Origin of the sequence: Actinosynnema sp. NPDC049800 (assembly GCF_040656635.1) — a bacterium.
Classification (GTDB): domain Bacteria; phylum Actinomycetota; class Actinomycetes; order Mycobacteriales; family Pseudonocardiaceae; genus Actinosynnema.
In genome coordinates, this window is sequence record NZ_JBFAMT010000031.1 from 12,454 (window position 1) to 38,088 (window position 25,635).

Annotated in this window: 22 protein-coding genes and 2 tRNA genes; 19 read left to right on the top strand and 5 right to left on the bottom strand. The window is 72.3% G+C overall.

Going from position 1 to position 25,635, the window contains the following annotated elements:
* The first annotated feature begins 65 nt into the window (after positions 1-65).
* The 3 genes from AB0I91_RS28410 (at position 66) to AB0I91_RS28420 (ending at position 5,074) form a co-directional block, all read left to right on the top strand.
* A complete protein-coding gene (locus AB0I91_RS28410; RefSeq protein ID WP_498781600.1) occupies positions 66-1,055 on the top strand; it encodes a hypothetical protein in 990 nt (329 codons plus the stop codon).
* A gap of 75 nt (positions 1,056-1,130) precedes the next feature.
* Positions 1,131-4,214 (top strand): carboxypeptidase-like regulatory domain-containing protein, encoded by a 3,084-nt coding sequence (locus tag AB0I91_RS28415; RefSeq protein WP_499639652.1) that lies wholly within the window; start codon positions 1,131-1,133, stop codon positions 4,212-4,214.
* 110 nt (positions 4,215-4,324) lie between these two features.
* The gene (locus AB0I91_RS28420; RefSeq protein WP_498781604.1) at positions 4,325-5,074 is read left to right on the top strand and encodes a sulfite exporter TauE/SafE family protein; all 750 of its coding nucleotides are present in this window, start codon (positions 4,325-4,327) and stop codon (positions 5,072-5,074) included.
* Positions 5,075-5,079: 5 nt separating this feature from the next.
* On the opposite strand, the gene hisC is transcribed toward AB0I91_RS28420, so the two are convergent.
* Positions 5,080-6,147, bottom strand: a complete 1,068-nt coding sequence (gene hisC, locus AB0I91_RS28425; protein ID WP_498781606.1) for a histidinol-phosphate transaminase — start codon at positions 6,145-6,147, stop codon at positions 5,080-5,082.
* A gap of 121 nt (positions 6,148-6,268) precedes the next feature.
* On the opposite strand from hisC, the gene AB0I91_RS28430 reads away from it, so the two are divergent.
* The 11 genes from AB0I91_RS28430 (at position 6,269) to AB0I91_RS28480 (ending at position 14,895) form a co-directional block, all read left to right on the top strand.
* Positions 6,269-6,946: a dienelactone hydrolase family protein gene (locus AB0I91_RS28430; RefSeq protein ID WP_498781607.1), complete on the top strand. Its 678-nt coding sequence runs from the start codon at positions 6,269-6,271 to the stop codon at positions 6,944-6,946.
* A 384-nt stretch (positions 6,947-7,330) separates the two neighbouring features.
* A complete protein-coding gene (locus AB0I91_RS28435) occupies positions 7,331-7,795 on the top strand; it encodes a hypothetical protein (protein ID WP_499608192.1) in 465 nt (154 codons plus the stop codon).
* A complete protein-coding gene (locus AB0I91_RS28440) occupies positions 7,795-9,132 on the top strand; it encodes a PPE domain-containing protein (protein WP_499639654.1) in 1,338 nt (445 codons plus the stop codon). The genes AB0I91_RS28435 and AB0I91_RS28440 overlap by 1 nt, the downstream gene beginning before the upstream one ends.
* On the top strand, positions 9,129-9,893 hold the full coding sequence (locus AB0I91_RS28445; RefSeq protein ID WP_498781610.1) for an ESX secretion-associated protein EspG: 765 nt from the start codon (positions 9,129-9,131) through the stop codon (positions 9,891-9,893). Before AB0I91_RS28440 ends, AB0I91_RS28445 begins: the two co-directional genes overlap by 4 nt.
* 59 nt (positions 9,894-9,952) lie before the next feature.
* Positions 9,953-11,950 (top strand): acetoacetate--CoA ligase, encoded by a 1,998-nt coding sequence (locus AB0I91_RS28450; protein ID WP_499639656.1) that lies wholly within the window; start codon positions 9,953-9,955, stop codon positions 11,948-11,950.
* A 117-nt stretch (positions 11,951-12,067) separates the two neighbouring features.
* A tRNA-Ser gene (locus AB0I91_RS28455) sits at positions 12,068-12,157 on the top strand.
* 39 nt (positions 12,158-12,196) lie between these two features.
* A tRNA-Arg gene (locus AB0I91_RS28460) sits at positions 12,197-12,269 on the top strand.
* A 505-nt stretch (positions 12,270-12,774) separates the two neighbouring features.
* Positions 12,775-13,209, top strand: coding sequence for an HIT family protein (locus AB0I91_RS28465; RefSeq protein WP_499639658.1), 435 nt, complete (start codon positions 12,775-12,777; stop codon positions 13,207-13,209).
* A gap of 82 nt (positions 13,210-13,291) precedes the next feature.
* Entirely contained in the window at positions 13,292-13,711 is a 420-nt protein-coding gene (locus tag AB0I91_RS28470; RefSeq protein WP_498781616.1) for a hypothetical protein, read from the top strand.
* The gene (locus AB0I91_RS28475; RefSeq protein WP_387484386.1) at positions 13,712-13,936 is read left to right on the top strand and encodes a helix-turn-helix transcriptional regulator; all 225 of its coding nucleotides are present in this window, start codon (positions 13,712-13,714) and stop codon (positions 13,934-13,936) included.
* Positions 13,933-14,895 carry an NAD(P)-dependent alcohol dehydrogenase gene (locus AB0I91_RS28480; protein ID WP_499639660.1) on the top strand — a complete coding sequence of 321 codons (963 nt, stop codon included), beginning with the start codon at positions 13,933-13,935 and terminating at the stop codon, positions 14,893-14,895. The genes AB0I91_RS28475 and AB0I91_RS28480 overlap by 4 nt, the downstream gene beginning before the upstream one ends.
* On the opposite strand, the gene AB0I91_RS28485 is transcribed toward AB0I91_RS28480, so the two are convergent.
* Together AB0I91_RS28485 and AB0I91_RS28490 are read right to left on the bottom strand one after the other, a co-directional pair.
* Positions 14,896-16,878, bottom strand: coding sequence for a glycosyl hydrolase family 28-related protein (locus AB0I91_RS28485; RefSeq protein ID WP_498781619.1), 1,983 nt, complete (start codon positions 16,876-16,878; stop codon positions 14,896-14,898).
* A gap of 123 nt (positions 16,879-17,001) precedes the next feature.
* Positions 17,002-17,823: a serine hydrolase domain-containing protein gene (locus AB0I91_RS28490; RefSeq protein WP_498781621.1), complete on the bottom strand. Its 822-nt coding sequence runs from the start codon at positions 17,821-17,823 to the stop codon at positions 17,002-17,004.
* 17 nt (positions 17,824-17,840) lie between these two features.
* On the opposite strand from AB0I91_RS28490, the gene AB0I91_RS28495 reads away from it, so the two are divergent.
* Positions 17,841-18,728, top strand: a complete 888-nt coding sequence (locus tag AB0I91_RS28495) for a ribonuclease Z (RefSeq protein WP_499639663.1) — start codon at positions 17,841-17,843, stop codon at positions 18,726-18,728.
* 210 nt (positions 18,729-18,938) lie between these two features.
* Here AB0I91_RS28495 and AB0I91_RS28500 read toward each other — a convergent pair whose 3' ends face one another.
* On the bottom strand, positions 18,939-19,823 hold the full coding sequence (locus AB0I91_RS28500; RefSeq protein ID WP_499639665.1) for an NAD-dependent epimerase/dehydratase family protein: 885 nt from the start codon (positions 19,821-19,823) through the stop codon (positions 18,939-18,941).
* A gap of 117 nt (positions 19,824-19,940) precedes the next feature.
* On the opposite strand from AB0I91_RS28500, the gene AB0I91_RS28505 reads away from it, so the two are divergent.
* Positions 19,941-20,153, top strand: coding sequence for a hypothetical protein (locus AB0I91_RS28505; RefSeq protein WP_498781626.1), 213 nt, complete (start codon positions 19,941-19,943; stop codon positions 20,151-20,153).
* Between the two features lie 148 nt (positions 20,154-20,301).
* The gene (locus tag AB0I91_RS28510; RefSeq protein WP_499608214.1) at positions 20,302-21,732 is read left to right on the top strand and encodes a hypothetical protein; all 1,431 of its coding nucleotides are present in this window, start codon (positions 20,302-20,304) and stop codon (positions 21,730-21,732) included.
* On the opposite strand, the gene AB0I91_RS28515 is transcribed toward AB0I91_RS28510, so the two are convergent.
* Positions 21,722-22,540 (bottom strand): hypothetical protein, encoded by an 819-nt coding sequence (locus AB0I91_RS28515; RefSeq protein WP_499639667.1) that lies wholly within the window; start codon positions 22,538-22,540, stop codon positions 21,722-21,724. The two genes, AB0I91_RS28510 and AB0I91_RS28515, sit on opposite strands and share 11 nt — an antisense overlap.
* Before the next feature lie 83 nt (positions 22,541-22,623).
* Between AB0I91_RS28515 and AB0I91_RS28520 the strand changes: the two genes are divergently transcribed.
* Positions 22,624-23,835, top strand: a complete 1,212-nt coding sequence (locus AB0I91_RS28520; RefSeq protein WP_498781629.1) for a DNA cytosine methyltransferase — start codon at positions 22,624-22,626, stop codon at positions 23,833-23,835.
* Between the two features lie 393 nt (positions 23,836-24,228).
* Positions 24,229-25,482: a thioester domain-containing protein gene (locus AB0I91_RS28525; protein WP_498781631.1), complete on the top strand. Its 1,254-nt coding sequence runs from the start codon at positions 24,229-24,231 to the stop codon at positions 25,480-25,482.
* Positions 25,483-25,635: the final 153 nt, after the last annotated feature.

Consider the following 25,635-nt stretch of genomic DNA (forward strand, 5'->3'; position numbering starts at 1 on the left):
CGTTGACGGATATCAGAGCTCTGATCTAACTTCGTGCACGTACTCACACAAGTGGACGGAGCATTATGCGTTTCCTGATGGTTCTCGTGCTGGTCGTCCTCACCGCCACCCCGGCCGCCGCCACGGCCGCGCCGGGCGTGATCACCGGCCGGTCCGCCGCGCTGCACCCCGAGGGCATCGCCTGGGACCCGCTGCGGCACACGTTCCTGCTCGGCTCGATCCGGCGCGGCACCGTCGAGGTCGTCCGCGACGGCACCACGAAGACCCTGATCAGCGACCCCCGGATGGTGTCGACGTTCGGCGTGCACGTGGTCGGCGACCGCGTCTACGTCGCGTACGGCGACATGGGCCTCGGCGCCCGGTCCACCCCGGACACCACCTACCGGGCCTCCGGGCTCGGCGTGTTCGACCTCGCCACGGGACGGCCGGTGCACGTGGTCGACCTGGCCATCGGCCCTGGCCGGCACAGCGCCAACGACGTCGCCGTCGACCACGCGGGCAACGCCTACGTCACCGACCCCGCCTCCGACGCGCTGTACCGGGTCGACCGCGACGGCCGCGCCGCGGTGTTCGCCCGGGACCCGCGGTTCGGCAGCGACACCATCGGCCTGAACGGGATCGTCTGGCACCCCAGGGGTTTCGCGCTCGCCGTCCGCTACGACACGGGCGCGTTGTTCAAGATCACCCGATCGGGTCGGGTCTCGGAGGTCGCCCTCGACCGGCCGCTGGTCGGCGGCGACGGCATGGACCTGCGCCCGGACGGCACGCTCGCCGTGGTCACCAACTCCCTCGGCGCGCCGGGCGAAGCGGCCGTCAGCGTGCTGCGGTCGGCCGACGACTGGGGCGCCGCCCGCACCGCCCACCGGGTCGCGCCGTGGGGCGACGACGAGCCGACCACGATCGCCCGTTCGCCGCACGGCAGCTACGTGGTCGACGGCGACCTCGGCGTGCTGGTCGGCGGCACGGGGCTGTCGGACGCGCACACCTTGCGGAAGTTCCGCGAAAGCCGGGCACGGCACGGCGGCGAAGCGGTAGCTTCCGGCCTGATCGTGTAAGGGCCCTGCCCGGCGGCGGCTCGGGGGACGTCGGCAACCCGCGGTGGGCAAGGACCTACTTACGGGGGACACCCGATGTCCGGCACCACCAGCACGGGGCGAATCGTGCGGGCGGTCACGGCGGGCGCGCTGGCGCTCGCCGTGGCGCTCGGCGGACCGGTCGCGTCAGCGCAGGAAACCACGACCACGGCACCCACCACCACCGCGCCGTCCGAGCCGCCGACGGAAACACCCGTCGAGCCGCCGACGACCACGACGACCACCACCGAGCCGCCGGTGGAGACCTCGTCGCCGCCCGCCGAGCCCGATCCCACCACCGCGCCGGCCGAACCCGAGCCGGCGCCACCGGCCGTGCCGCGGGCCGAAGCGGCGCCCGTGCCGCGGGCCGACCTGAAGGTCTCGCTGGCCTTCGACCGCGCCGAGTACCCGCCGGACTCCGACATCGGCCTCACCGTCACGGTCCGCAACGCCGGGGCCGCGCCCGCGGTCGACGTCCGGTTCACCCACGGGGGCGACCTGCGGATCACGACGGGCGCGACGGAGCTGCGCCGCGTCCCCGGCGCGACCATCGCGCCAGGCGAGGCGAAGACCTACCGGCTCGTCGGCCGCCAGCAGATCCCGCTCTACGACCGCGTCGAGTACTCGGTGACCGCGTACACGGGCCCGCAGACGCTGCCGGACATGGACCCGACGCCGGAGGACAACACCGGCCGGGCCGCCACCCGCGTGCCGCTGACCTGGGGTTCGGCCCGCGGCGTGCTCTACCGCGACGCCGACGGCGACGGCGCGTTCGACGAGGGCGAGGGCGTGGCGGACGCGCCGGTCTACGCCGACGGCGGCCTGCCCACGACGTGGCTGAGCGGCCGCACGGACGCCACCGGCCGGTTCACCTTCGGCGGCGAGGTGCCCACCGGCCGCTACCGCGCCTCCCTGATCGAGCACGGCAACCCGTTCGTCATCGCGCCGGGCCACGCCGAGTTCACCGTCGAGCAGGGCGTCACCACCGAACTCGCGCTGCCGATGACCCCACCGGTCCTGGAAGTGCTCCGGCCGAAGCTGGAGTTCGACCGCGAGTCCTACCGGCCCACCGACCCGGTCGGCATCGACGTGACCCTCACCAACACCGGCGCGACCGCGTTGACCGGGGTCGTCGCGGTGTGCGATGAGGAGCCGGACGAGGGTCGGCTGACCGGCAACGGCCCCGGGTGGGCCGCGCTGAGCCCGGACGGACCCGGCGTCACGCTCGCCGCCGGCGAGACGAAGGTGCTCAGGGTCACCGACACCGTGCCCGCGGACGCGGCGGCCGTCGGCCGGATCGGCGTCGCCTGCAACTTCGGCAACAGCGGTCGCAGCACCGCGGGTTACATCGGCTCGTCCGACTTCGCCGAGGTCGGCTCGTTCGGCGCGGTCGAGGGCACGCTGAGGCACGGCGACGGGCGACCGCTGGACGGCGTGCGGCTCGTGGCGCTGCAGCGCGGCGGCCTGCCGGTCGCCGAGGCCCGGTCGCACGACGGCGGCGCGTTCTCCTTCGCCAAGCTGCCGGCGGGCCGCACGGAGGTCCTGGTGCTCGGCGAGTACCGGGACGAGGCCACCGGCGAGGGCTGGTTCACCGTCGACGTGGTCGCCGACACGACCACGCGGGTGGAGTTCGTGGTGGTGGCCGGGCCCGAGGTCGTCGAACCGGTCGAGGTGGACCGGCTCGAGGTGACGGCGTCGTTCGACAAGGCGGCCTACGACATCGCCGAGCCCGTGACGGCCCGGATCAAGGTCACCAACACGGGCGTCGGGGCGAGCATCCCGGTCCGGTACGTGCCGGAGTGGGTGCCGTCCACGATGACCCACGACTTCGACCAGTGGGGCCCGCTGTACCCGTACGCGAACCCGACCAAGGGCCTGTACCTGTGGCCGGGCGAGTCCTACGAGGTCACGGTGGTCGGCGAGCCGCGGCCGTGGATCGGCGACCTGGTCTCGCTCAAGGGCCGGATCACCTTCGGCACGCGCGGCGCGTCCGTGCCGCTCGACCTGTCCGCTCCGGTGAGCCACGCCGCGGGCGGCGCCACCGTCCTGGTCTACGGCGACGCCAACGCCAACGGCGCGTTCGACCAGGGCGAGGCGCTGCCGAACCAGACCGTGACCGTCGAGGGCGGCATCCCCACGACGTTCCACGAAGGCATCACCGACGCCGCCGGCCGCTACCGGATCGAGGGCGCCCCGGCCGGCAACTACCGGGTCCGCGTCTGGCACTCCTCCCGCTGGGCGCCGCCGATCGACTTCTACGACCGGTTCACCGTCACCGGCGGCGGCGACACGACGTTCGAGGTCGGCCTGGTCCGGCCCGCGAACACGCTGACCGCCGTGATCGCCTGGGACAAGGCCGAGTACCGGCCCGACGAGCGGCCCAGGCTGAACGTCACGATCACCAACAACGGCCTGGCCGACCTCACCGTGCACGCGGTGTGCGGCGGCACCGGCACGCCGTACCAGATCGAGAACGGCGAGGAGTGGGGTCCGCTGAGCGAGCTCGGTTACGGCGTCCCGGTCGCCGCCCGCAGGTCGTGGTCGACCACGGTGGAGGAGACCATGCCCGTCGGGTCGCCCGACCACGGGCTGATCACGGCCACGTGCGCCTTCGGCACGCGTGACGCCGACGGCCGGTTCCGCGAGCTGGCGCCGATCGCCAGGGCGAAGGCCAGGGTGCCGGGCGCGGTGTGGACCACGACCGGCCGGGTGGTCGAGTGCTGCGGGAGGCAGTGGGTCGGCGTGCCGGACGTGACCGTGGTCCTGCTCGACCCCGACACGAACGAGACCGCGGCCCGCGCCACGGCCGACGCCCACGGCATGCTCACGTTCCCCGACCTGGCCGTCGGCCACTACACGCCGGTGGTCCTCGGTCCGTGGCAGGTGGTCCCGTTCCACGAGGGCCCGCTGTTCGCGGCGGTCCGCGGTGCGACGGAACCCCAGCTGATCGCGGTCAAGCCGGGACCGGTCGTCGTCGACCCGGACGCCACCGCACCGGGTGACACCCCGGCCGGTGGCGGCGGTCCGCCCCGGGACGCCCTGGCGACCACCGGCGCGAGCGTGCTCGGGCTCGGGGTGGTCGGCTTGGTGCTGCTGGCGTTCGGCATCGGCGCCCGGGCGCTGGGGCGGCGCACGACGTAGCCCTCCCAAACCCCTGGCGGGCGGGGCGCCGTGTCGCGATCACCACACCGCGCCCCGCCGGACGCGGTGTTAGCGTCGCTGGCGAACCGCGAGAACCAGGGAGAGTGGCCGTGACGACGGTGGAGGCGATCGTCGTCGTCCTGGCCGGCGTGTTCGCCGGTGGGATCAACACGGTGGTGGGCTCCGGCACCCTGGTGACGTTCCCCGTGCTGCTGGCCGTCGGCTACCCGCCGGTGGTGGCCAACGTGTCCAACAGCCTCGGCCTGGTGCCCGGCTCGCTCAGCGGCGCGTGGGGCTACCGGCGCGAGCTGACCGGGCAGGCGGGCCGGGTGAAGCGGCTGCTGCCCGCCTCGGTGCTGGGCGCCGTGGTCGGCGCGATCCTGCTCGTGGTGCTGCCGGAGGACGCGTTCTCCGCGATCGTCCCGGTGCTGATCGCCATCGCGCTGGTGCTGGTGGTCGCCCAGCCGTGGCTCAACCGCAAGCTCGCCGAGCGGGAGCGGCACGAGCACGGCGGCGTGGCGCTGTGGATCGGCGTGTTCTTCGCGGGCATCTACGGCGGCTACTTCGGCGCGGCGCAGGGCGTGCTGGTGATGGGCCTGATGGGCGTGCTGATGAGCGAGCACATCCAGCGGATGAACGCGCTGAAGAACGTGCTGACCGCGTTCGTGAACCTGGTCGCGGGCGTGCTGTTCATCTTCATCGCCGACGTGGCGTGGCTCGCCGTGCTGCTGCTGGCGGTCGGCTCGGTCGTCGGCGGGCAGCTCGGCGCGAAGGTCGGCCGCCGACTCCCACCGACCGCGCTGCGCGCGGTGATCGTGGTGGTGGGAGTCGTGGCCATCGCTCAGATCCTCACCCGCTGAGCGGCTCAGCCGGCGAAGGACCGGGCAGCCTTCAGGAACGCGTCGTTCTCCTCGGGCTCGCCGATCGTGACGCGCGCGCCGTCACCGACGAACGCCCGCACGACCACCTTGTGCGCCAGGCAGTGCTCGTTGAACGCCGCGGTCCGCTCGCCCAGCGGCAGCCACACGAAGTTCGCCTGCGACTCGGGCACCTCGAACCCGGCGGCCAGCAGCTCGCCGCGCACCCTGGCCCGCTCGGCCACGATCGCCCGGCACCGCGCCATCAGCTCAGCCTCGGCGTCCAGCGACGCCAGCGCCGCGACCTGGGCCAGGGCGTTCACGCTGAACGGCACGTAGACCTTGCGCAGCGTCTCGGCCACCGCGGGCGACGCCACCGCGTACCCGACGCGCAGCCCGGCCAGCCCGTACGCCTTGGAGAACGTGCGCAGCACCGCCACGTTGTCCCGGCCCGCGGCCCACTGCGCCTTGGCCAGCTCCACGCCGTCGGGCACGTCGGGGTCGTCGACGAACTCCTTGTACGCCTCGTCGACCACCACCAGCACGTCGGACGGCACCCGCTCGATGAACCGCTCGATCTCCGCCCTGCGCAACGCCGTCCCGGTCGGGTTGTTGGGGTTGCACACGAACACCAGGCGGGTCGCCGGGGTGATCGCGTCGGCCATCGCGTCGAGGTCGAGCCCGTGGCCCGGCGTCAGCGGCACCCGGGTCTGCCGCGCGCCGACGACCGCGGTGATGATCGGGTACGCCTCGAACGAGCGCCACGGGAACAGCGCCTCGTCGGCCTCGGTGCACGTCGCCTGCACCAGTTGCTGGCACAACGTCACCGAGCCGCAGCCGACGGCCACCTGCTCCGCGGGCACGCCGAGCTTGTCCGCCAAGCGCGCCACGAGCTCGGTCGCGGCGGTGTCCGGGTAGCGGTTCACGGCGGTGGCGGCGTCCGCGATCGCCCGCACCACGCTGGGCAGCGGTCCGGCCGAGACCTCGTTGCTGGCCAGCTTGATCGCGCCGGGGATCGTCTTGCCGGGCACGTATCCGGGCAGCGCAACGAGGTCGGCACGGGTTCGCACGGTCATCCAAGGACTCCCTTCGGGGTTCTGAGCCGGACGTTATCCGGTGAAAGACCCGGATGGGGCATACCTGCCGTACGGATGCTCACGTTGACTGCCGTTCACCCCCTCGTGGAAGGGTTGGGCCATGACTCCTACCCGCACCGAGACGCTCTCCCTCACCGACGGCCGCGAGCTGCGGCTGACCGTCGCCGAGCCGGAGAACGCCGTCCGCGGCGGCCTGGTCGTGCTGCACGAGGCGCGCGGCGTGACCGACACCGTCCGCGGGTTGGTGAGCGGACTCGCCGCCGAGGGGTGGTTGGCGGTCGCGCCCCACCTCTACGACGAGGTGTCCGGCGACGAGGCGCCGGCGATGGTGAGCGGGTTGTCCGGCGACGCCGTGCTGGCCGACACCGACGTCGCGTTCGTCTGGTTGGCCCAGCGGGGCGTCAGCCAGGACCGGATGGGCGTGATGGGCTTCGACCTGGGCGGATCGGTCGCGATGGTGGTTGCGGGAAGCCGAACCGTCGGCGCGGCGGTGACCGTCGGCGGTGGCGGGATCCTGGAACCGCTGGCCGCGGGGCTGCCGTCGCTGGTGGAGGTCGCGGAGGAGCTGACCTGCCCGTGGCTCGGCCTGTACGGCGATGACGACGACGAGATCCCGTTCAGCGACGTGGAGAAGTTGCGCGACGCGGCGGCGGCCGCGCCGGTGGCGACCGACGTGGTCCGGTTCGCCCACACCAGCCACCGGTTCGACACCACGCCGGAGGTCAGCGCCGAGGCGTGGCAGCGCGCGTTGAACTGGTTCGACTCACATCTTCGCTAAGCCTCTGGTCGGCGGCTTGGAACCGAACGGGCTTCCCGGTACATCTAAGGAAGGCGTCCGGAACGCCTGATTTCGGTCGTCGTGGGCTAACGCGCGGCGGGCCCGCGGCGAATCGCAGTGCAGGGGGTAGTGATGAGCGACGGGAACACGGTCCCACTCGCGGGTGCACAGACGGTGCAGATCCCGCCCGGCTTCACGCCGTCCGCGGCGGTCCAGCCCGCGGTCGTGGCGGACGCGCCGGTGGCCGTCGTGCCACCGGTTCCCACGTCGGCCGCTCCACCGGTGTCCGCTCCACCGACTTCCGCGCCACCGACCGCCGCTCCACCGACTTCCGCGCCACCGACCGCCGCTCCGCCGACTGCCGCGCCGGCCACCGACGCCACCGTGACCCTGCCCGCCTCGGCCTCGGCCCCGGCCGAGTCCGACGCGGTCAAACCCGTGGCGGAGAGCTTCGCGAAGGCCGCGCAGACCGACCTGGACAAGGCCACCACCGCGCTGGACGCGGTGGACAAGGGGTCCGTCCAGCTCGACCTGGACAAGCAGGGCGTCGACGACCTGCTCAAGCTGGTCACGCAGGCGCGCAACCTGGTCGACACCGTGCACGGCCGCGCGGTCGACAACCTCGACGTCGAGCTCAAGTTCGGCAACAACTGGGTGAGCGACGCGATCAGCAGGCGGCTGCGCGAGGTCGCCGTGGGCAACGAGGAGTCGGCGGTCAACGTGATCGGGGACTTCATGCAGGTGCTCTTCGAGGTCGAGGAGACCATCCGCGAAGCGGCGCGGAACCTGGAACGGGCCGACGACGAAGCGGCGGACGCGTTCGGTTCCGCCGGGGAGGCCAAGGGCTGATGGGCGACAACAAGCACGGCGGCGGTCAGGGCCAGGGCCACGGCCAGGGCGGTGGCCACAACGGCGGCGGCCACGGCGGCAACCACGGTGGCGGCCAGGGGCACGGCGGTGGTCACGGCCACGGCCACGACAAGCCCACCGACCTCGGCCAGAAGGTCGACTGGATGACCTACAGCCACCAGGAGCTGTGGGAGATGATCAACACCGGCGTCGACCTGAAGGCCGCGAGCAGCGCCCAGGCCGACTGGGCGGCCGTGAGCAAGGCCCTCGGCGAGGTGCAGGGGTTCCTGGCCAAGGCGATCGGCCAGTCCAGCCAGGCGTGGACGGGCGAGTCGGCCGAACGCGCCCGCGAGGCGCTGGAGTCGGTGGAGAAGTGGGCGCTGAACACCAGCGAGCACGCCGACAACGTGGCCAAGTGCATCGCCACCGAGATCGACCACGTGCAGACGGCGCGCGAGATGATGCCGCCGCCCGCGCCCGCGCCGCCGGTCGTCACCCCGGTCGCCGGCGTGTCCTCGACCCCGACCGCCACCCCGACCCCGATCGCCACGCCGCGGTCGCCGCTGGTCGACAACCGGCTGACGGAGGACGCCGGCTTCCGGTCGCCGACCCTCTCGTCGCACGACGGGCTGACCGCGGGCTCGACCTCGCCCGTCCGCACGCCCGGCGCGTTCACCGGCATCGACACCATCGCCGGGCCCGCGATCGACTCGGTCGTCACCGCGGACGCGACGCACCGCCAGGCCGCCGAGGTCATGGCGATGTTCCAGCAGAACTCCTACGAGGTCGACCGCACCGTGCCGTCGTTCAGCCCGCCGACCAACCCGGTCGCGCCGCCTCCTCCGCCGCCGGTGGTCGTCACGCCGAACCCGACCGTCCCCGACGGTGGCGGCACCGGCGGTGGCGGCGGCAGCCAGCCGGTGGTGGGCACCCCCGGCGGCGCGTCGAACCAGCGTCCCGGCGGCACGTCGCCCCAGTTCGGCCGCGGCGGCTTCGCCGGTGGCCGCGGCGGCTACGGCGGTCGCGGCGCCATGCCCACGCCCGTCGGCATGGGCGGTGGCGGTGGTGGCGGCGGTCCGGTGGCCGGTCCCGGCGGCGCGACGGGCGCGATCGCCGCCGACCGCGGTTCCGCCAACCCCGGCAGCGTGACCAGCCAGTTCCAGGCGCCCAAGTCGGTGACGCCGCAGTCCGGCATGATCGGCGCCGCGCCGATGGCCGCGCCGCCGCCCGTCGCCGGCGGCGGTGAGAAGGACCGCAACCGGCCCGGGTACCTGGAGGACGACGACAACGTCTTCGGCGTCGACCGCAAGGCCGCACCACCGGTGATCGGCCTGTGACCGAGCGCGTCTTCCGGCTCAGCGAACTGGAGTTCTTCCTGCTCTGGCAGGCGGTCCACCGCGACGCCCACCCGGTCCCGCTCGGCGTCCGGCACTTCGGGCACACCCAGCGGGAGCGGGACGCGTTGATCGAGAGCGCGTCCCGCGACCTGGCCGCCCGCGGTCTCGGCACCGTGCGGCGGCCGGACGAGGAGCTGTACGGGCTGCTGCGCGGCCTGGCCGAGTTCGAGATCGGCCTGGAGGTGTTCTTCACCGTGCGCGGCGCGCAGGCGCGCGGCCTGGCCACCGCGGCGTGGCACGGCGCGTTCGCGGGCAGGCTCGGCAACCAGGTGCAGGTGGCCGGGTTCCGGCCGACCGCGCTGGCCGCCACCACGGTCAACACGCTGCCCGCCGCGCCACCCGGCAGCGGCCGGTCGGTGAACGTGCGCTGGGACGACTACCTGGCCGCGGGCCGGGCGGGCGAGCACGACGGCAGCGAGGGGTTCCTCGACGCGCTGCGCGCCGTCGGCCTGCGCGAACCGGAGGCCAACACCCTGATGCGCGCCGTGACCACGCGCAGCGGCGGCGGCCAGGTCGGCGTGATCGCCCGCAACCGGGCCGGCTACCTGCACCCGACCGGCGCGGTCGTGTCGTGGCTGGACACCGCCGAGGGCCGGTACCTCGTGCGGCGGGACGACGGGTGGCTGGTCGTCGCGCCGGCGGACGCGCCGAGGCTGATCTCCGCGGTCGAGGGACTGGTGGCGAGCGCCGGCCGGAACTGATCCGGTGTGTGGGTGCCTGCTGTGGTTCCGGGCCGTCCGATCGGCTAGGAACTTCAGGTATGACCGAGATGCGTGCCGGCGCCGCCGCCGGCGAGGCGGAAGTCCTGTGGCGCCCCGACCCCGATCGGGTCGGCGACACCAGGATGGCCGCGTTCCGCTCCTGGCTCGCCTCGACCAAGGGCCTGGACCTCCCCGACTACGAGTCGCTGTGGGAGTGGTCCACCTCCGACCTGGAGGGGTTCTGGGGCGCGATCGCGGAGTTCTTCGAGGTGGTGTTCCACAGCCCGCCCACGCGCGTGCTGGAGGCGCCCGTGATGCCCGGGGCGGTCTGGTTCCCCGGTGCCACGCTCAACTACGCGGAGCACGCCCTGAGGGGCCCGGACGGCGACCTGGCGGTCGTGTTCCACCGCGAGGACGGGCTGTCGTCGCAACTCACGTACGGCGAGCTGCGCCGCCGGGTGGCCGCCGTGCGCGCCGGGTTCGTGGAGCTGGGCGTGCGGCCCGGCGACCGCGTGGTGGCGCTCGTGCCGAACTCGCCGGAGGCGCTGATCGCGTTCCTGGCGGCGGCGTCGCTCGGCGCGACCTGGTCGTCGTGCTCGCCGGACTTCGGCGCGCGGGCGATCACCGACCGGTTCGCCCAGATCTCGCCGACCGTGCTCGTGGCCGTCGACGGGTACCGGTACAACGGGCGGGCGTTCGACGTGCGGCCGACCGTGGAGCGGCTCAGGTCGGAGATCGGGTCGCTGCGCGCCACCGTGATGATCGACTACGTGGGCGGCACCCCGTTGCCCGGCGCGGTGACCTGGGACTCCCTGCTGTCCGCGCACGCCGACGCCGAGTTGGCCTTCGAGCCGGTGCCGTTCGACCACCCGCTGTGGGTGCTGTACTCGTCGGGCACCACGGGCCTGCCGAAGGGCATCGTCCAGGGCCACGGCGGGATCGTGGTCGAGCACCTGAAGATGCTGGCGCTGCACAGCGACCTCGGCCGGGGCGACCGGTTCTTCTGGTTCACCACCACCGGCTGGATGATGTGGAACTTCCTCGTCTCCGGCCTGCTGGTCGGGTCGACGGTCGTGCTGTTCGACGGCAGTCCCGCGCACCCCGACCTCGACGTCCTCTGGCACCTGGCCGAGCAGCACCGCGTCACGTACTTCGGCACGTCGGCGCCGTACATCCAGTCGTGCCTGAAGGAGGGCGTGCGCCCGGCGGAGCGCTACGACCTGACCGGGCTGCGCGTCGTCGGCTCCACCGGCGCGCCGCTGACCCCCGAGGGCTTCCGCTGGATCGCGTCGGCCGTGAGCCCGGACGTGCAGATCGCCTCGGTCTCCGGCGGCACCGACCTGTGCACCGCCTTCGTCGCCGCCGCACCCGACCGGCCCGTGTGGCTCGGCGAGCTCTCGTGCCGCGCCCTGGGTGCCGCCGTGGAGTCCTTCTCGGAGGCCGGCGAGCCCGTCGTCGACGAGGTCGGCGAACTGGTGATCACCAAGCCGATGCCGTCCATGCCGGTGTGGTTCTGGGGCGACGAGGACGGCACGAAGCTGCGTGAGGCGTACTTCGACACCTTCGAGGGCGTCTGGCGGCACGGCGACTGGATCAGGATCACCCCGCGCGGCTCGGCCGTCATCTACGGCCGCAGCGACTCCACCCTGAACCGCGGCGGCGTCCGCATGGGCACCAGCGAGTTCTACCGGGTGGTCGAAGGCATGCCGGGCGTCGCGGACTCGCTCGTGATCGACACCTCGGGCGCCGGCCAGACCGACGGCGAACTACTGTGCTTCCTCGTCCTGGACGAGGGGGTCCACCTCGCCGACCTGGAGCCCCGCCTCCGCTCGGAGCTGCGCACCAACCTGTCCCCGCGCCACGTCCCGAACCGCTTCGTCGCCGTGGCCGAGATCCCGAGGACCCTCAACGGCAAGAAGTGCGAGGTCCCGGTGAAGAAGATCCTGGCCGGCACCCCACCCGAGCGGGCCGTCAGCCGGGACGCCCTGCGCAACCCGGCCTCACTGGACCCATTCCTCGCCCTGGCCCGAGACCTACCTCACGTCCCCACCGCCTGAGGCCGCTCCAGCGCCCCCCTCCACCCCCTCTGACCAGGTCGGATGCGGTAAAGAGGGGGGCGTTTTGCTAGAGCGGCGGGGGCATGTGTAATCTATGCGTCGTAGCCGAGGGCTCCGGGAGGCTTCGCCTAGTCTGGTCTATGGCGCCGCACTGCTAATGCGGTTTGGGTTTATCGCCCATCCCGGGTTCAAATCCCGGAGCCTCCGCAACACCCGGCTTCGGCCGGGTGACAACTGAAGAACGATGCGCTCGTAGCTCAACGGATAGAGCATCTGACTACGGATCAGAAGGTTGCAGGTTCGAATCCTGCCGAGCGCGCAAGTGCAGGTCAGGGCCTCGTTCCGGGTAACGGAACAGGGCCCTGATTTGTTGTGCACTGCTGCTCGGGCATTGAGCTCGTCGAGCGCCTCAATGCCCGGGTGGAGATCCTCGTCACTCACGTCGAGTCAGGTCTAGTACGTGAGGCGGGCGCACAAGTTGGGTGCGACCGGTAAGAGGTGACGTCTTTCGGATGGTGACAACCTCCGCCACCTCGAACATGCCAGTCACCGGCCTGCGGTAGCTGGTGGTTCGGGACCGAGCTGTCCCAGCTGTAGTGGGCCGCCGGCGCGTCGTCGTAACCGTCGTTGCTCCGACGCGGCCGGTCGTCCCCGACCGCGAGCATCAGCCACGCGCCCCGTTGTGCGTCCGTCCGCATGATCCCCCCACCACGATCCAACCGTTCCCGCGAAGGTCATCGCCACGCACTCGTGTTCCGTTAGGCCGGGTAAGTGGTCGCGCCATCGTGCTCGCGGGCCGGCGAGGCGATCGTTACCGTTGACGTGTGGACGGCGGATGCCTGATCTGCGCGAAGCACCGGCGTGACGGGCCCCTCGTCGGGCCGGTGGTGTGGCAGGACGACTTGGTCGTGGTGTCCCACCGCCCGGTCGCCGCGGACGGCGTGGGCGTGCCCGGGTACCTGTTCGTCGAGACCCGCAGGCACGTGCCGTGGCTCGACGGGTTGGAGCCGGACGAGGTGGGCGCGGTGGCGCGAGCGGTGTGGTCGGCGGCTCGGGCGCTGCGTGCCGAGCTCGCTCCCGACTTCGTGTTCTCCGCCGTGGTCGGTCGGGCCGTGGCGCACTTCCACCAGCACGTCTTCGTCCGCCACGCGGGCACGCCCGAGGACGTCGGCTGGACTGACGAGTGGTCGGGCGCGCCGCGCGTGGCGGCGGACGGCCTTCTCGACCTCTGCGCCCGGCTGCGATCGCACTTCGCCTGACCGATGTCAAAGATGCTTGACATCACGTCAAGCAGAGCCGACACTCCTGATGTCAAGTTTCCTTTACATCGGAGGGTGGGCGATGTCGTACGAGGAGAAGGGGATCTTGGTGTACCTGGTGGTCAGCGCGCTGACCTACCTTGGGTACGTCGTGGTCGTCCTGGGCCGCGCCGGTGACGGGCCGGTGGCCGAGGTGCCGTACGTGGCACCCATGTTGTGGGCCGTCGGGATCGCCGTGGGGCTGGCGGTGGTCGGCCGGGTGGTGCTGGAGATGGCCAAGCCGAGCGAGAGCCACCGGGCCGACGCCCGCGACCGCGACATCAACCGGTTCGGCGAGCACACCGCCGGGGTCGTGCTCGGCGTCGGCATGGTGCTGCCCTTCGCGTTGACGTTGGCCGGGGCGCCGCACTTCTGGATCGCCAACGCGATCTTCCTGGTGTTCAACGCGTGGGCCGTGTTCGGGGCCGCGGTCAAGCTCGTCGCGTACCGCCGGGGGTTCTGAGTGGGCAAGCCGACCAGGATCACCAACTCGATCCGCGCCCTCCGCTTCGCGCACGGCGAGATGACGCAGGCCGAGCTGGCCCGCCGACTCGACGTCACGCGCCAGACCGTCATCGCCATCGAGCAGGGCCGCTACTCGCCCTCGCTGGAGATGGCCTTCCAGATCGCCCGGGTCTTCAGGGTCCCGCTCGGCGACGTGTTCCAGTACCCGGAGGACGACTCATGAGAGCGATCACCCAGGACGCGTACGGCGTCCCCGAAGAAGTGCTGCGGCTCGACGACATCGCCAAACCGGAGGTCGGTGACGGCGAGGTGCTGGTCCGCGTGCGGGCCGCCGCGGTCTCCGGCTCCGACTGGCACCTCCTGCGCGGCCTGCCCTACGCGGCACGGCCGGTGGTCGGGGTGCGGCGACCGCGCAACCGCGTGCCCGGCCTGGAGCTGGCCGGCACGGTCGAAGCGGTCGGCCGGGGCGTGACCGGCACGAAGATCGGCGACGAGGTGTTCGGGTGGTGCTCCGGCGCGTTCGGCGAGTACGCCGCCGTGCCCGAGGGCCAGGTGACGGCCAAGCCCGCCAACCTCACGCCGGAGCAGGCGGGCGCCGTGCCGATCGCCGGGTTCACCGCGTTGCAGGCGGTCCGGGACGCGGGACGCGTCGGCGCCGGGCAGAAGGTGCTGGTGCTGGGCGCTTCGGGCTGCGTCGGCGTGTACGCCGTGCAGCTCGCCAAGCACTACGGCGCCGAGGTGACCGCCGTGTGCAGCGCGGCCAAGGCGGACCTGGTCAAGGGGCTCGGCGCGGACCACGTGCTCGACTACGCCGCCGGGCCGTTGACCGCGAGCGGCTTCGACGTGGTGATCGACCTCTACGGCAACCCGTCGCCGCGGACCCTGAAACGGCTGCTGAAGCCCGGTGGGACGGTCGCGCTCGTCGGCGGCACGGGCGGTCGGTGGTTCATGGGCGTCGACCGGTGGCTGCGCGTGCCGCTCGCGGGGCTGTTCCTCGGGTTCAAGGCCCGTCCGCTGGTGCACAAGGACCGCCTCGACGACCTGGTGCTGCTCCGCGAGCTCGTCGAAGCCGGCGCCGTCACGCCCGCGCTGGGCCGCACGTACCCGTTGGCGGAGGCCGCCGCCGCGATCGAGGACGTGCGGCGTGGCCGGGTGCGCGGCCACGCCGTCATCACGCCCTAGTCACCACCGCGAGGGCGCGGGTGGCGGCACGACCTGCGGGCGGTCGTCGCACGTGATCGTGTTCGGCAGCAGCCAGGGCGCGAGCCAGCCGTCGTTGCCGCCGAGGTCGGTCAGCGCGAACTCCGAGCCGGTGGCCGGGAAGTTGAACGAACCGCAGTTGTTCACCGGCACCGCGCCGACGTTGCGGGCGTCCACGTTCGCGAACGTCGCCGAACCGGCCGCCCGCGCGCTGACCACCGAAGTGCCCGTGCCGTCGACGCGGACGTCCTCGAAGTGCACGCCGGTGATCGAGTGGAGGTCCTTCACCGACCACTCGCTCACGAACATGATCGCGTTGTAGGTGTTGTCCAGGAAGTGGTTGCCCACCACGCGCACGTCCGCGTCGATGTCCCGCTCCAACGCGTAGAACCAGATCGCGCCGAGCCCGATGTTCCAGTTCAGCTCGTGCGTGCCGGCCCGGACGGTGGTGTTGTCGGTGATCAGGACCTGCCCGGCGAACGGCTGCGCGCCGAACCGCGACCCGAGCTGGATGCCGCTGCCCTCCCGCACCGGGTCGGCGATCAGGTTGCCCACCACGGCGTTGTCCGCGCCGCCGTACAGCGCGATGCCGTTGGCCAGCACGGGCGACTGCACGGTGTTGCGCTCGAACCGGTTGCGCGCGTCCTGCCGGTGCTCCGACCACATGGCCAGGCCGTCGTCACCGGTGTTGCGGATGAAGTTGTTGCGCACCACCGAGTCCGTGACACCGGTGTGGAAGTTCAGCGCGTCCGCGACCTGGTCGACCACGATGTTGTCGGTGACCGAGACGTTCGACATCGGACCGTCGAACCACAGGCCGACCTTGGTGTGGTGGAGGTACAGGCCGTGGACGGTGGAGTCGCTCAGCGCGCCGCCGATGCCGTTGACCTGGTCGGTGTCGACGCGCTCGCGCACGTCGCCCTCGATGGCGAACCCGCGCAGGTGCACGTTGCGGCTGCCGCCCGCCGCGGCCGGCTTGCCGTAGAAGCCGACTCCCGTGTGGACGGAGCCGTCCGGCGCGGGGGTCGGCAGGGCGACTTCACGGCCCTTGATCACGGTGTGCCAGTTGCCCGCGCCTTCGATGGTCACGTCGTCGACGACGATGTGCCGGTTGACCTGGAACGTGCCCGGCGGGAGGTGGACCGGCAGCCGGTGGCGCTTGGCGAAGGCGATGGCGCGGTCGAAGGCGTCGGCCGAGTCACGCCTGCCGGTCGGGTCCGCGCCGAACAGCAGCACGTTCGCCGCGACCGGGTTGACGCGCGGCGGTGCGACCAGCTCGGTGTCCAGCAGGTCGATCACGGTCCACGCGGCGTTCGTGCCGATGGGCGCGGTGAGGCGGACGCGGTCGCCGGCGCGGTGCGTCCGGCCGAGCTTGAGGCGCTGCTCGTCGTAGAAGTGGCTGGGGCGGAACGGCTTCCGGATGACGGGGGCGGGCGTGGTCTGGGACGGCACGCACGCGCACTCGGCGATCCACCAGTCCGGGTGCAGCAGGTCGGCGTCCGGGTCGTTGGTGAACGGGTACTGGTTGTAGAGCCACGCGTACTGCGAGGTGAGCGTCATCGTCTTGCGGTGCTTGCCGTTCACCGTCACGTCCAGCGGCGCGGTGATGCCGCCGCCGGTCGGCGCGTCCGGGATGCTGTAGCGGACGGTGATCGCGTTGGCGGCTTCCGGCAACGTGAACTCGACGTGCTCGCCGGGCGCGAGCCGGACCGCCCGCCGACCGGAGGCCTCGGACGGCAACGTGTACGCCGTCCGGTCGGGCCCGATCACCGTGCCGGTCGTGGTGGCGTTCTCCGCTTCCTGCTCGACGAACGCGACGTCCGCGCCCCGCCCCGCGACGAGCTCGGGGTCGAGGGCGGCCCGGGTGACGACGGGCGCGGGCGCGGCGCCGGCGGCGACGGGCACGGCGAGCCCCGCCGCCACCACCGCCACGACCAAGCCGAACCTGGCAGACATCCGCGGCATCGAGCACTCGTTTCTCTCGCGTCGGCAGGGCGACGTGACCCTAGGCGGGTTGTGCGCTGCATCACCAGATGTTGTCAAGTAATTGCGTTATTTCGTCAGCCAGTTGCGTGGACTTGCGTCGGCTTACCGGGAACCGCCCAGCTCCGCCAACACCCCGTCGGTGAACGCGGGCCAAGCCGCCGCGGCCCACTCGCCGAACGGCCGGTCGGTCAGCGCCACGCACGCGACCCCGGCGTCCGGGTCGACCCACAGGAACGTGCCGCTCTGCCCGAAGTGCCCGAACGTCCGCGGCGAGCTGGCGCTGCCGGTCCAGTGCGGCGACTTCCCGGCGCGGATCTCGAACCCGAGGCCCCAGTCGTTCTCCTTCTGCGACCCGAAGCCCGGCAGCACACCGCGCAGCCCCGGGAACGCCACCGTCGTCGCCTCCGCCACCTGCTCGGCCGACACCAGCTTCGGGGCCTGCACCTCCGCCGCGAACCGGACCAGGTCCGACACCGTGGACGTGCCGCCCGCGCCCGCCGAGCCGTCCAGCGCGGACGACGCCATGCCGAGCGGCTCGAACACCGCCTCCGCCAGGTACCGCGCGAACGGGATCCCGGTCGCCTCCGCCACGAAGTCCGCGAGCACCTGGAATCCCGTGTTGGAGTAGATCCGCCTGGTCCCCGGCGCGGCCTGGACGTCGGCCGAGTCGAAGGCCAACCCGGACGTGTGCGCGATCAGGTGCCGCACCGTCGACCCCTCGGGCCCGGCCGGCTGGTCCCACTCGACCGCGCCCTCCTCCACCGCCACCAGCACCGCGTACGACGTCAGCAGCTTGGTCACCGACGCCAACGGGAACCGGCGGTCGACCGGCCCGTGCGTGCCGAGCACCTCGCCGCGCACGTCGACCACGGCCGTCGCCGCGGTGTCCACCGGCCACGACGACACCGCCTGCAAGCTCTCCATGCCGCAGACTCTGCCACGTGTCACCACGAGAGCTGGTCGTGCTCGGGACCGCGAGCCAGGTGCCGACCCGCACCCGCAACCACAACGGCTACCTGCTGCGCTGGGACGCCGAGGGCTTCCTGTTCGACCCGGGCGACGGCACGCAGCGGCAGATGACGCGGGCGGGCGTCGCGGCCACCGACGTGACCAGGCTCTTCATCACCCACTTCCACGGCGACCACTGCCTCGGCGTGCCGGGCGTGGTGCAGCGCATGTCGCTCGACCGGGTGGCGCACACCGTGCACGCGCACTTCCCCGCGGAGGGTGCGGAGTACTTCGAACGGCTTCGGCACGCCAGTTCGTTCCACGACGTGGCGGACGTCCGTGCGCAGCCGGTCACCGGGCCGGGCGTGCTCGCCGAGGGACCGTTCGGCCGGCTGGAAGCCCGGCGGCTCGACCACACGCTGCCCGCGTACGGCTACCGCCTGGTCGAGCCGGACGGCCGCACGATGATCCCCGAACGGCTGGCCGCCCGCGGCATCCGGGGCCGCGCGATCCGCGACCTCCGGCCGCCGCTGCTGGACGAGGTGAGCGTGCCGCGCCGGGGCCAGCGGTTCGCCTTCGTGATGGACACCCGGCTGTGCGACGGGGTGTTCGAGCTCGCCGACGGCGCCGACATGCTGGTCATCGAGTCGACGTTCCTGCACGTGGACGAGGCGCTGGCGGTCGAGTACGGCCACCTGACCGCCCGCCAGGCGGCGCGGGTCGCGGCCGAGTGCGGCGTGCGCAAGCTCGTCCTCACGCACTTCTCGCAGCGCTACACCGATCCCCGGCTGTTCCACGACGAGGCGGCGGAGGTCTTCGACGGCGACATCGTGGTGGCCGCCGACCTGGAACGGGTGCCACTGCCCCGCCGCCGCGCGTGACCCCGGGTCTTGCACGCCCGGGTTGCCCGAGCGGCACGGTTGCCGCCCGCCGAGAAATCCGACCGCCGCTTCGACCGCCTCGCCGTTGACCACCCGGCCGTTGGCCCGCCTCGCTGTTGCCCACGGTGCGGTCGACCGCCCGCTGCCGACCACCGAGGTTGTCGCCTACCGTGCTCGCGACCTCCGGAATTGTGGACCCCGTCGGTAGAATCACTGCAAGGGTTCCCCTTGGCGGGGACGCTTGCGAAGCCCTTCGGTCCGGCCCGGGAGGGTCTCGGCCGCCCACTGGTCGCGGACCACGGTGTCGAGGTCGGAGCAGGTCGGCGACCAGCCCAACGCGCGCAGCCCGGTCGTGTCCGCGCGCAGCACGGACGCCTCGCCGGGGTGCGCGGGCCGCCGCACGACCGGCACCTCCCGACCGCTCACCCGCCGCACCGACGCCAGCACGTCGGCCACGCTCGCCGGTGTCGCGCCCACGTTGAGCGCCACGTACCCGTCCCCGCCGCGCTCCACCGCCGTCACGAACGCCCGCGCCACGTCCCGCACGTGCACGAAGTCCCGCACCGCGGACCCGTCGCCGAACACCTCCATCGACGGCAGCCGCCCGGCCGCCACCCCGCACGCCTTGGTGATCAAGCGCGTGTCGTCCACGTCCCCCTCCCCGGCGACGTTGAACAGCCGCAGCGCCACCCCGCTCACCCGACCCGCCGCGGCGGCCCACGCCAGCACGTCCTCGGCAGCGGCCTTGGAAGCCGCATAAGGGCTGCCCGGCGCACGCGGGCACGACTCGCCGATCGTCGCGACGCCGGCCGACCCGTACACGCCGGCCGTGGACGCCAGCACGAACCGCGGCGGCGGCGAGCGCAGCAGGTTCACCGTGCCGCCCACGTTCACGTCGTAGTACCGCACGGGATCGTCGAACGACTCGCGCACCCGACCGAGCCCCGCCAGGTGCACGACCGCGTCCACCGGCCCGTCGAACGACCCGACCCGGACATCACCCGAAAAGGGGATGGGTGTGTGGCCCGCGGCGGACAGCTCCGCCGACACCACCCGTCCGACGTACCCGGTCGACCCGGTGACCCCAACTCGCATGGCGACATCCCAGCACGTCCAGCGCGTCGTCCACCTCTTCGAACTCGGTGCAAATTCACCCTAAAGGTGGGGACAGGTGGGGCCGATACAACCCAAGTGAGTTACCCGCATCCAGCCATGCGCACGAGCATCGAGGGCGTTCTCGCCGAGCACGCCGTGCAGGAGGCCAAGCGCCAGCGGTTCCTGGAGACCGCCGCCGCGATCGTGGCCGCCGCACCTCCGTCGGTGGACGACACGCTGCTGGGCCTGCTGCTCCCGTTCCCCAAGGCCCGGGGTCCGCGTGCCTTCCTGAACCGGGTTGACCAGGTACTTCGCGACGCCGCTCGATGATCTCGCGCAACCGCCCCTGATCCCATCGGCAAGTTTCATCGCCCGTTGCCGGACCGTGCTGGGCCGATCCCGTCGCCTGCCTCTACAGTGCGTGGCACCGGCGCTCGCCGGCTGTCTCGTCTGCTTCTCATAAAGCGAGTTCTCGGCGATGGATGACGTCCTTTCCGCGCTTCAAGCGCGCCTCGGCACCCTGTTCGGCGACCGGTTGGTCGTGCTCGCGGGCGGCACTCGGTTGAGTAGTCGCGTCGGCGAGCTCCACCAGCTCGGCGCCCGCCATACGCTCGTGCTGTCGACGGACGACCACGCGCCGCTGCACGACTCGGACGTGGCCCGCTGGGTGCCGCTCGGCATCGCGGGCGGCTTCGTCGCGGTCGAGCAGAACCGGCTCACCAAGCTCCTGAACTCGCCCGGCCGCAAGGTCCGCGCGGTGCTGGAGGACTTCGACCCGCGCGGCGAGGCGCTGGTGATCAGCACGCCGTACGCGCACACGCCGGAGTTCGCGGGCCGTCCCGTGCTCAACGCCCGCCGCCCCGAGTGGGTGGAGCTGGAGAACAAGACGACGATCGACGGCCTGTGGGACGAGCTGTCCGCGCCCCGCGCGCCCGCCGTCGTGCTCGGCCTCGACTTCGACGGCCTGTGGGCGGCGACCCAGCGCCTGGACCGCGGCGCGGGCGTCGTCTGGTCCGGCGACGGCCCGGCGATCAACGGCGGCGCGAACTTCGTCCGCCGCGTCCGCGACCGGCAGGAGGCGCGCGACGCGTTCGACGTGCTCGCGGCCAAGTGCGAGTTCGTCCGGGTCATGCCGTTCCTGGAGGGCATCCCGGTGAGCGTGCACGGGATCGTGTTCCCGGACGGCACCGCCGTGCTGCGGCCGATCGAGATGGTCGTGCCGCGCCGCGCGGGCCAGGCCCGGTTCCTGTACGCGGGCTGCGCGTCCTACTACGACCCGCCCGCGTGGATCCGCGAGGAGATGCGCAACCTGGCCCGCCGGGTCGGCGAGCGGCTGCGCGAGACGGTCGACTACCGCGGCACGTTCACCCTCGACGGCATCGCCACCGCGGACGGCTTCCTGCCCACCGAGATCAACACCCGCTACGGCGGCGCGATGGTGTGCTTCGAGGACGCCCTGCCGCAGCTGCCGCTGTCGCTGGTGCAGGTCGCGCTGGTGGCCGGGCACGACCTCGGCGTGTCGTCGATCGAGTTCGAGGAGCTGCTGGTCTCCGCCGCCGACGACTACCGGCACGGCTCGGTCGGCGCGAACGTCCGCGCGGTTCACCCGACCGAGGTGGTGGAACGCTCGATCGTGTTCACCGAGTGGTCGTGCCGGTTCGCGCACCCCGAGGAGGTGCCGCACGGCGTGCTGCGCCTGCGCCCGTCGCCGCTCGGCGCGCGGCTGGAGCTGGACTTCTACGCCGACCAGCTGCCGCCGGCCCGTCCGGTGGTGGCGCTGACCGTGGCCGCGTTCGCCCTGGCCGACCAGGAGTGGGGCACCGCGCTCGGCCCGCTGGAGCCCGCGGTGCCGGTCGCCGACGTCGAGGCCGCCGCCGCGGTCGTGGAGCCGACCGCCGTCACGGCGTGATCGTCACGCCTTCCTCGCCGTGGTCCGGACGGGGGTCGCCCTGGGCCGGCCCCTCGTACGCGGCGAGGAAGGCGTACCGGTAGCCCATCAGCTGCAAGGTCACGTGCGGCGGCTGGTTGGCCGGGTAGGCCTTGTCCCGGTAGGCGCGCAGCAGGTCCGGGTTGCACTGCGCGGTGGCGCGCAGCAGCGTCGGCGTGATCGGCGTGTCGCTCACGAGGTGCAGCGCGACCCGGGCCGCCAGCGCGAGCAGCCGCGGTGAGCGGTCGGCGGAGGCCAGGGCCTCGGCCACCGCCACGACGTGCCGCGGCACGACCTCGGGCACCGCGATCGCCAGCGCCATGGAGCAGGCCACCTCCGCGCCCGCCAGCGCCTCGAACACCTTCGGCGCGCCCTTGGCCACCTCGTACCGGGTCTGCGTGATCCAGTCCGGCGGCCGGCGCGGCAGCTCGCGCCCGAGCGCGTTCCAGCGGCGGCGGGTGCGCTTGCCGTCGTCGGTGAAACCCGCGCTCGCCAACGCCATCGCGGCCAGCAGGAAAATCACCCGATCGCGGCTGTCCGCGGGCACCCGGTAGCTCGCGCCCATCTCGACCAGGAAGGGCACGGCCCACACGCTCGCCTCGGACACCGTGTCGTCGACGAGCAGACGGTCGACCAGCGCCTGGCAGGCGACCTCGCGGGTCACGCGCTCGCTGTGCACCACGCGGCGCATCAGGTCGTCCACGCCCGCCCCGTGGGCCAGCACCGACCAGGGCATGTCCTCCAGTCCACGCAACGGATCCGGCCGTTGCCACGCAGGTGGGAGCTCCATGGCGCGCAACGTACGCGATCGTGGGGATCGGTACCGGTGGGATCACTCGCCTGTGGGCGGTGCCCCCACCGTACGATCACGCGGTGCGCGGACCCACCTTCAAAGTCGTCGACCTGTTCTCCGGCGCCGGTGGCATGAGCCTCGGCTTCCAAGCGCACCGCGACTTCACCATCGTCGGCGCGGCCGACGCGCAGATCGGCAAGCCGTCGTCCCGGCTGGGCTCGTTGCGCTGCAACGGGATCTACCGGGACAACATCGGCGTCGACCCGCTGCAGGTCGACCTGGGCCGGCTCGACCCGGCCGTGCTGCGGCAGGTGTGGAACCTCGCGCGCGGCGAGCTGGACGTGCTGGTGGCGTGCCCGCCGTGCTCGGGCTTCACCCGGATCGCGCCGGCCAACCACCTGCGCGACGACCCGCGCAACTCGCTGGTGGGCCGGGTCGCGGCGTACGTGGCCGAGTTCCGGCCGCGGGTGCTGGTGCTGGAGAACGCGCGCGAGCTGGTGAAGGGCAAGCAGCGGCACCACCTGGACGGGCTGGTCGAGCAGCTGCTGGAGCTCGGGTACGAAGTGGACGCGAGCACGCACATGCTGTCCCGCTTCGGACTGCCGCAGCTGCGCGAGCGGGCGATGGTGGTGGCGGTGGACTCCGGCGTGCCGCTGCGGACGCTGGAGGACCTGTGGCAGGGCTGGGAGGTCCGGCCCGGCGCGGTGACCGTGCGGCGGGCGATCGGCAAGCTGCCGCCGGTGGAGGCGGGCGAGGCGCACCCCGAGGACGCGATGCACGTGTCGCCGTCGTTCCGCCGCGACCGGTCGCTGGACCGGATGCGGGCCATCCCGGCCGACGGCGGGTCGTGGGGCGACCTGGTCGGCTCGCCCGCGGAGCAGCTGCTGAACCCGGCCCAGCGCAAGATCATCGAAGAGGGCAAGTGGGGCTCGCACCCGGACGTCTACGGCCGGCTGTGGTGGGACGAGCCGGCGCGCACGATCAAGCGGGAGTGCGGGCACGTCGGCAACGGGCGGTACGCGCACCCCGAGCAGCACCGGCTGTGCACGGTGCGGGAGATGGCGCTGCTCCAGGGCTTCCCGCGCCGGTTCCGGTTCGACGTGTCGGTGATCGGCAACGCCTACCGGCACCTGGGCGACGCCGTGCCGCCGCTGATCTCCTACCAGCTGGCGTCGCTGGTGAAGTGGATGCTGAGCGGGCAGCCGCCGACGGCCCGCGACCTGTGCCTGCCGGGCACGTCGTTGCGGGTCGGCGACATCCGCCCGGTCACGCCGTCCGCCCTGGTCGCCTAGATCACCGTTTGGCAACGGTGTGGCGTCGAAACCGGGTCGGCACCTATTACGTGCAATCCACTGTGGACCGTCTGATCTGCGGGAACGCGCGACTTCGGTGGTCCGCGCCCGTTTCGCGCTCCGTCGAAACAGACCCCCGGTGATCGGTCGCCGACGGTCCGTCGACTATTCTCGATCATCCATTGTGGATGGACGACGCCGGTCTTGGCTGCTGGTAGGCGGTTTCACGGTCGGTGTCAACCCATCCTCGATCGGGCAAACACGATCGGCTACTGTTCGGTTGATTCCTGTCGTCTCGGTGTCGGAGCGCTCTGCCAAGTAGCTCCCCGGACGGCACGGACCGCCGCCTTGAACCACACCAACGGGCTACCCTCGCGAGCCTCAAGGAGACAAATGGCATCCCGGTCGACTGTGAAGCGCTTCGGCGCTGCGATCCTCGGCGCCGGCCTCGTGCTGATGTCGGCCCTCCCCGCGGCCGCCGACAAGCCGAAGGTCGAGCCCTACGACGGTGCGAACGAGTCGGGCATGGGCATCTACCTGGAGCGTGACGGCCAGGAGCTCGACAACGACAAGGACAAGCCGGGCATCCAGGCGTTCAACGCGAGCCTCATCGGCCTCCGCCTCCAGGAGGGCAACGACTCGCAGACCGCCAAGGCGTACTGCGTCGAGCTCCCGACCCCGCTGCAGGACGGCAAGCCGCTGGTCGAGGTGCCGTGGGGCGAGCACCCCAACCCGGACACCAAGTTCAAGGAGAACGCCGCCAAGGTCAACTGGGTGCTGCAGAACAGCTACCCGGCGCTGGACGTGGAAGACGCCTACGAGCTGTACGGGCTGGACCCGAAGAACAAGCGCAGCATCCTGATCGCCGCGACCCAGGCGGCCGTGTGGCACTTCAGCGACGGCGTGGACCTGCGTGAGGACGACTCCACCACGGAGAACGAGGACGTCCGCGGCGGCACCGTGGACGGGCTCGTCTACAAGGTCTACGAGTACCTCACCACCAAGGCCGAGGACCTGGCCGAGCCCAAGCCGACCCTGTCCATCGAGCCGGGCGAGCTGACCGGCAAGGCGGGCGAGAAGATCGGCCCGTTCGTCGTCTCCACGACGGCGACCGAGGCCGTGCTGACCGCGGAGCTGCCCGAGGGCGTCACCGTCGTCGACGCGAACGGCAACCCGCTGCCCATCGCCGACCCGGACGCCATCGGCGTCGCGGCCGCGTCGAACGTCGCCGAGGTGTGGGTGAAGGTCGACGCGGGCGTCGAGCCCGGCGAGGTCGAGTTCACCGTCACGGCCAGCGCCAAGCTGCGCAGCGGCCGGCTGTTCGTCTCGAGCGACCGCAACCAGAAGACGCAGTCGCTGATCATCGCCAAGTCCGAGGTCTTCCCGGTCAAGGCGAAGGCGAAGGCGAAGTGGGTCGAGGGCACCGTCGTGACCACGACGACCGAGGCGACCACCACCACGGCGCCGACGACCACCACCACGACCGAGGCGCCGGTCACCAGCACCACGGTCCCGGCCGGCGGCGGCAGTGACGACGACCTGGCCAACACCGGTGCGTCCATCTTCGTGCCGCTGCTGATCGGCATCGGCCTGCTGGGCGCGGGCGCCGGGGCGCTGCTGTTCCTGCGTCGCAAGCGCACTGCCTGATCCTGATACGTCCGGAACGGCCCTCTGGGACTCCCAGGGGGCCGTTCCGGCGTCCGGGGGCGGCCCGCGGAACCCGGTCGCGGCGTTTGCCGCTGGGGGCGCGGCGTCGATTCAGGTAGCCTGCGTCAGGAGTGCGAAGGAGCACGATGAACT

Excerpts from the sequence above, each read along its gene's own strand:
- AB0I91_RS28410 (WP_498781600.1), top strand. The coding sequence starts at position 66 with ATGCGTTTCCTGATGGTTCTCGTGCTGGTCGTCCTCACCGCCACCCCG.
- AB0I91_RS28415 (WP_499639652.1), top strand. The coding sequence starts at position 1,131 with ATGTCCGGCACCACCAGCACGGGGCGAATCGTGCGGGCGGTCACGGCG.
- hisC (WP_498781606.1), bottom strand. The coding sequence starts at position 6,147 with ATGACCGTGCGAACCCGTGCCGACCTCGTTGCGCTGCCCGGATACGTG.
- AB0I91_RS28430 (WP_498781607.1), top strand. The coding sequence starts at position 6,269 with ATGACTCCTACCCGCACCGAGACGCTCTCCCTCACCGACGGCCGCGAG.
- AB0I91_RS28440 (WP_499639654.1), top strand. The coding sequence starts at position 7,795 with ATGGGCGACAACAAGCACGGCGGCGGTCAGGGCCAGGGCCACGGCCAG.
- AB0I91_RS28450 (WP_499639656.1), top strand. The coding sequence starts at position 9,953 with ATGACCGAGATGCGTGCCGGCGCCGCCGCCGGCGAGGCGGAAGTCCTG.
- AB0I91_RS28470 (WP_498781616.1), top strand. The coding sequence starts at position 13,292 with ATGTCGTACGAGGAGAAGGGGATCTTGGTGTACCTGGTGGTCAGCGCG.
- AB0I91_RS28480 (WP_499639660.1), top strand. The coding sequence starts at position 13,933 with ATGAGAGCGATCACCCAGGACGCGTACGGCGTCCCCGAAGAAGTGCTG.
- AB0I91_RS28485 (WP_498781619.1), bottom strand. The coding sequence starts at position 16,878 with ATGCCGCGGATGTCTGCCAGGTTCGGCTTGGTCGTGGCGGTGGTGGCG.
- AB0I91_RS28490 (WP_498781621.1), bottom strand. The coding sequence starts at position 17,823 with ATGGAGAGCTTGCAGGCGGTGTCGTCGTGGCCGGTGGACACCGCGGCG.
- AB0I91_RS28500 (WP_499639665.1), bottom strand. The coding sequence starts at position 19,823 with ATGCGAGTTGGGGTCACCGGGTCGACCGGGTACGTCGGACGGGTGGTG.
- AB0I91_RS28505 (WP_498781626.1), top strand. The coding sequence starts at position 19,941 with ATGCGCACGAGCATCGAGGGCGTTCTCGCCGAGCACGCCGTGCAGGAG.
- AB0I91_RS28510 (WP_499608214.1), top strand. The coding sequence starts at position 20,302 with ATGGATGACGTCCTTTCCGCGCTTCAAGCGCGCCTCGGCACCCTGTTC.
- AB0I91_RS28515 (WP_499639667.1), bottom strand. The coding sequence starts at position 22,540 with ATGGAGCTCCCACCTGCGTGGCAACGGCCGGATCCGTTGCGTGGACTG.
- AB0I91_RS28525 (WP_498781631.1), top strand. The coding sequence starts at position 24,229 with ATGGCATCCCGGTCGACTGTGAAGCGCTTCGGCGCTGCGATCCTCGGC.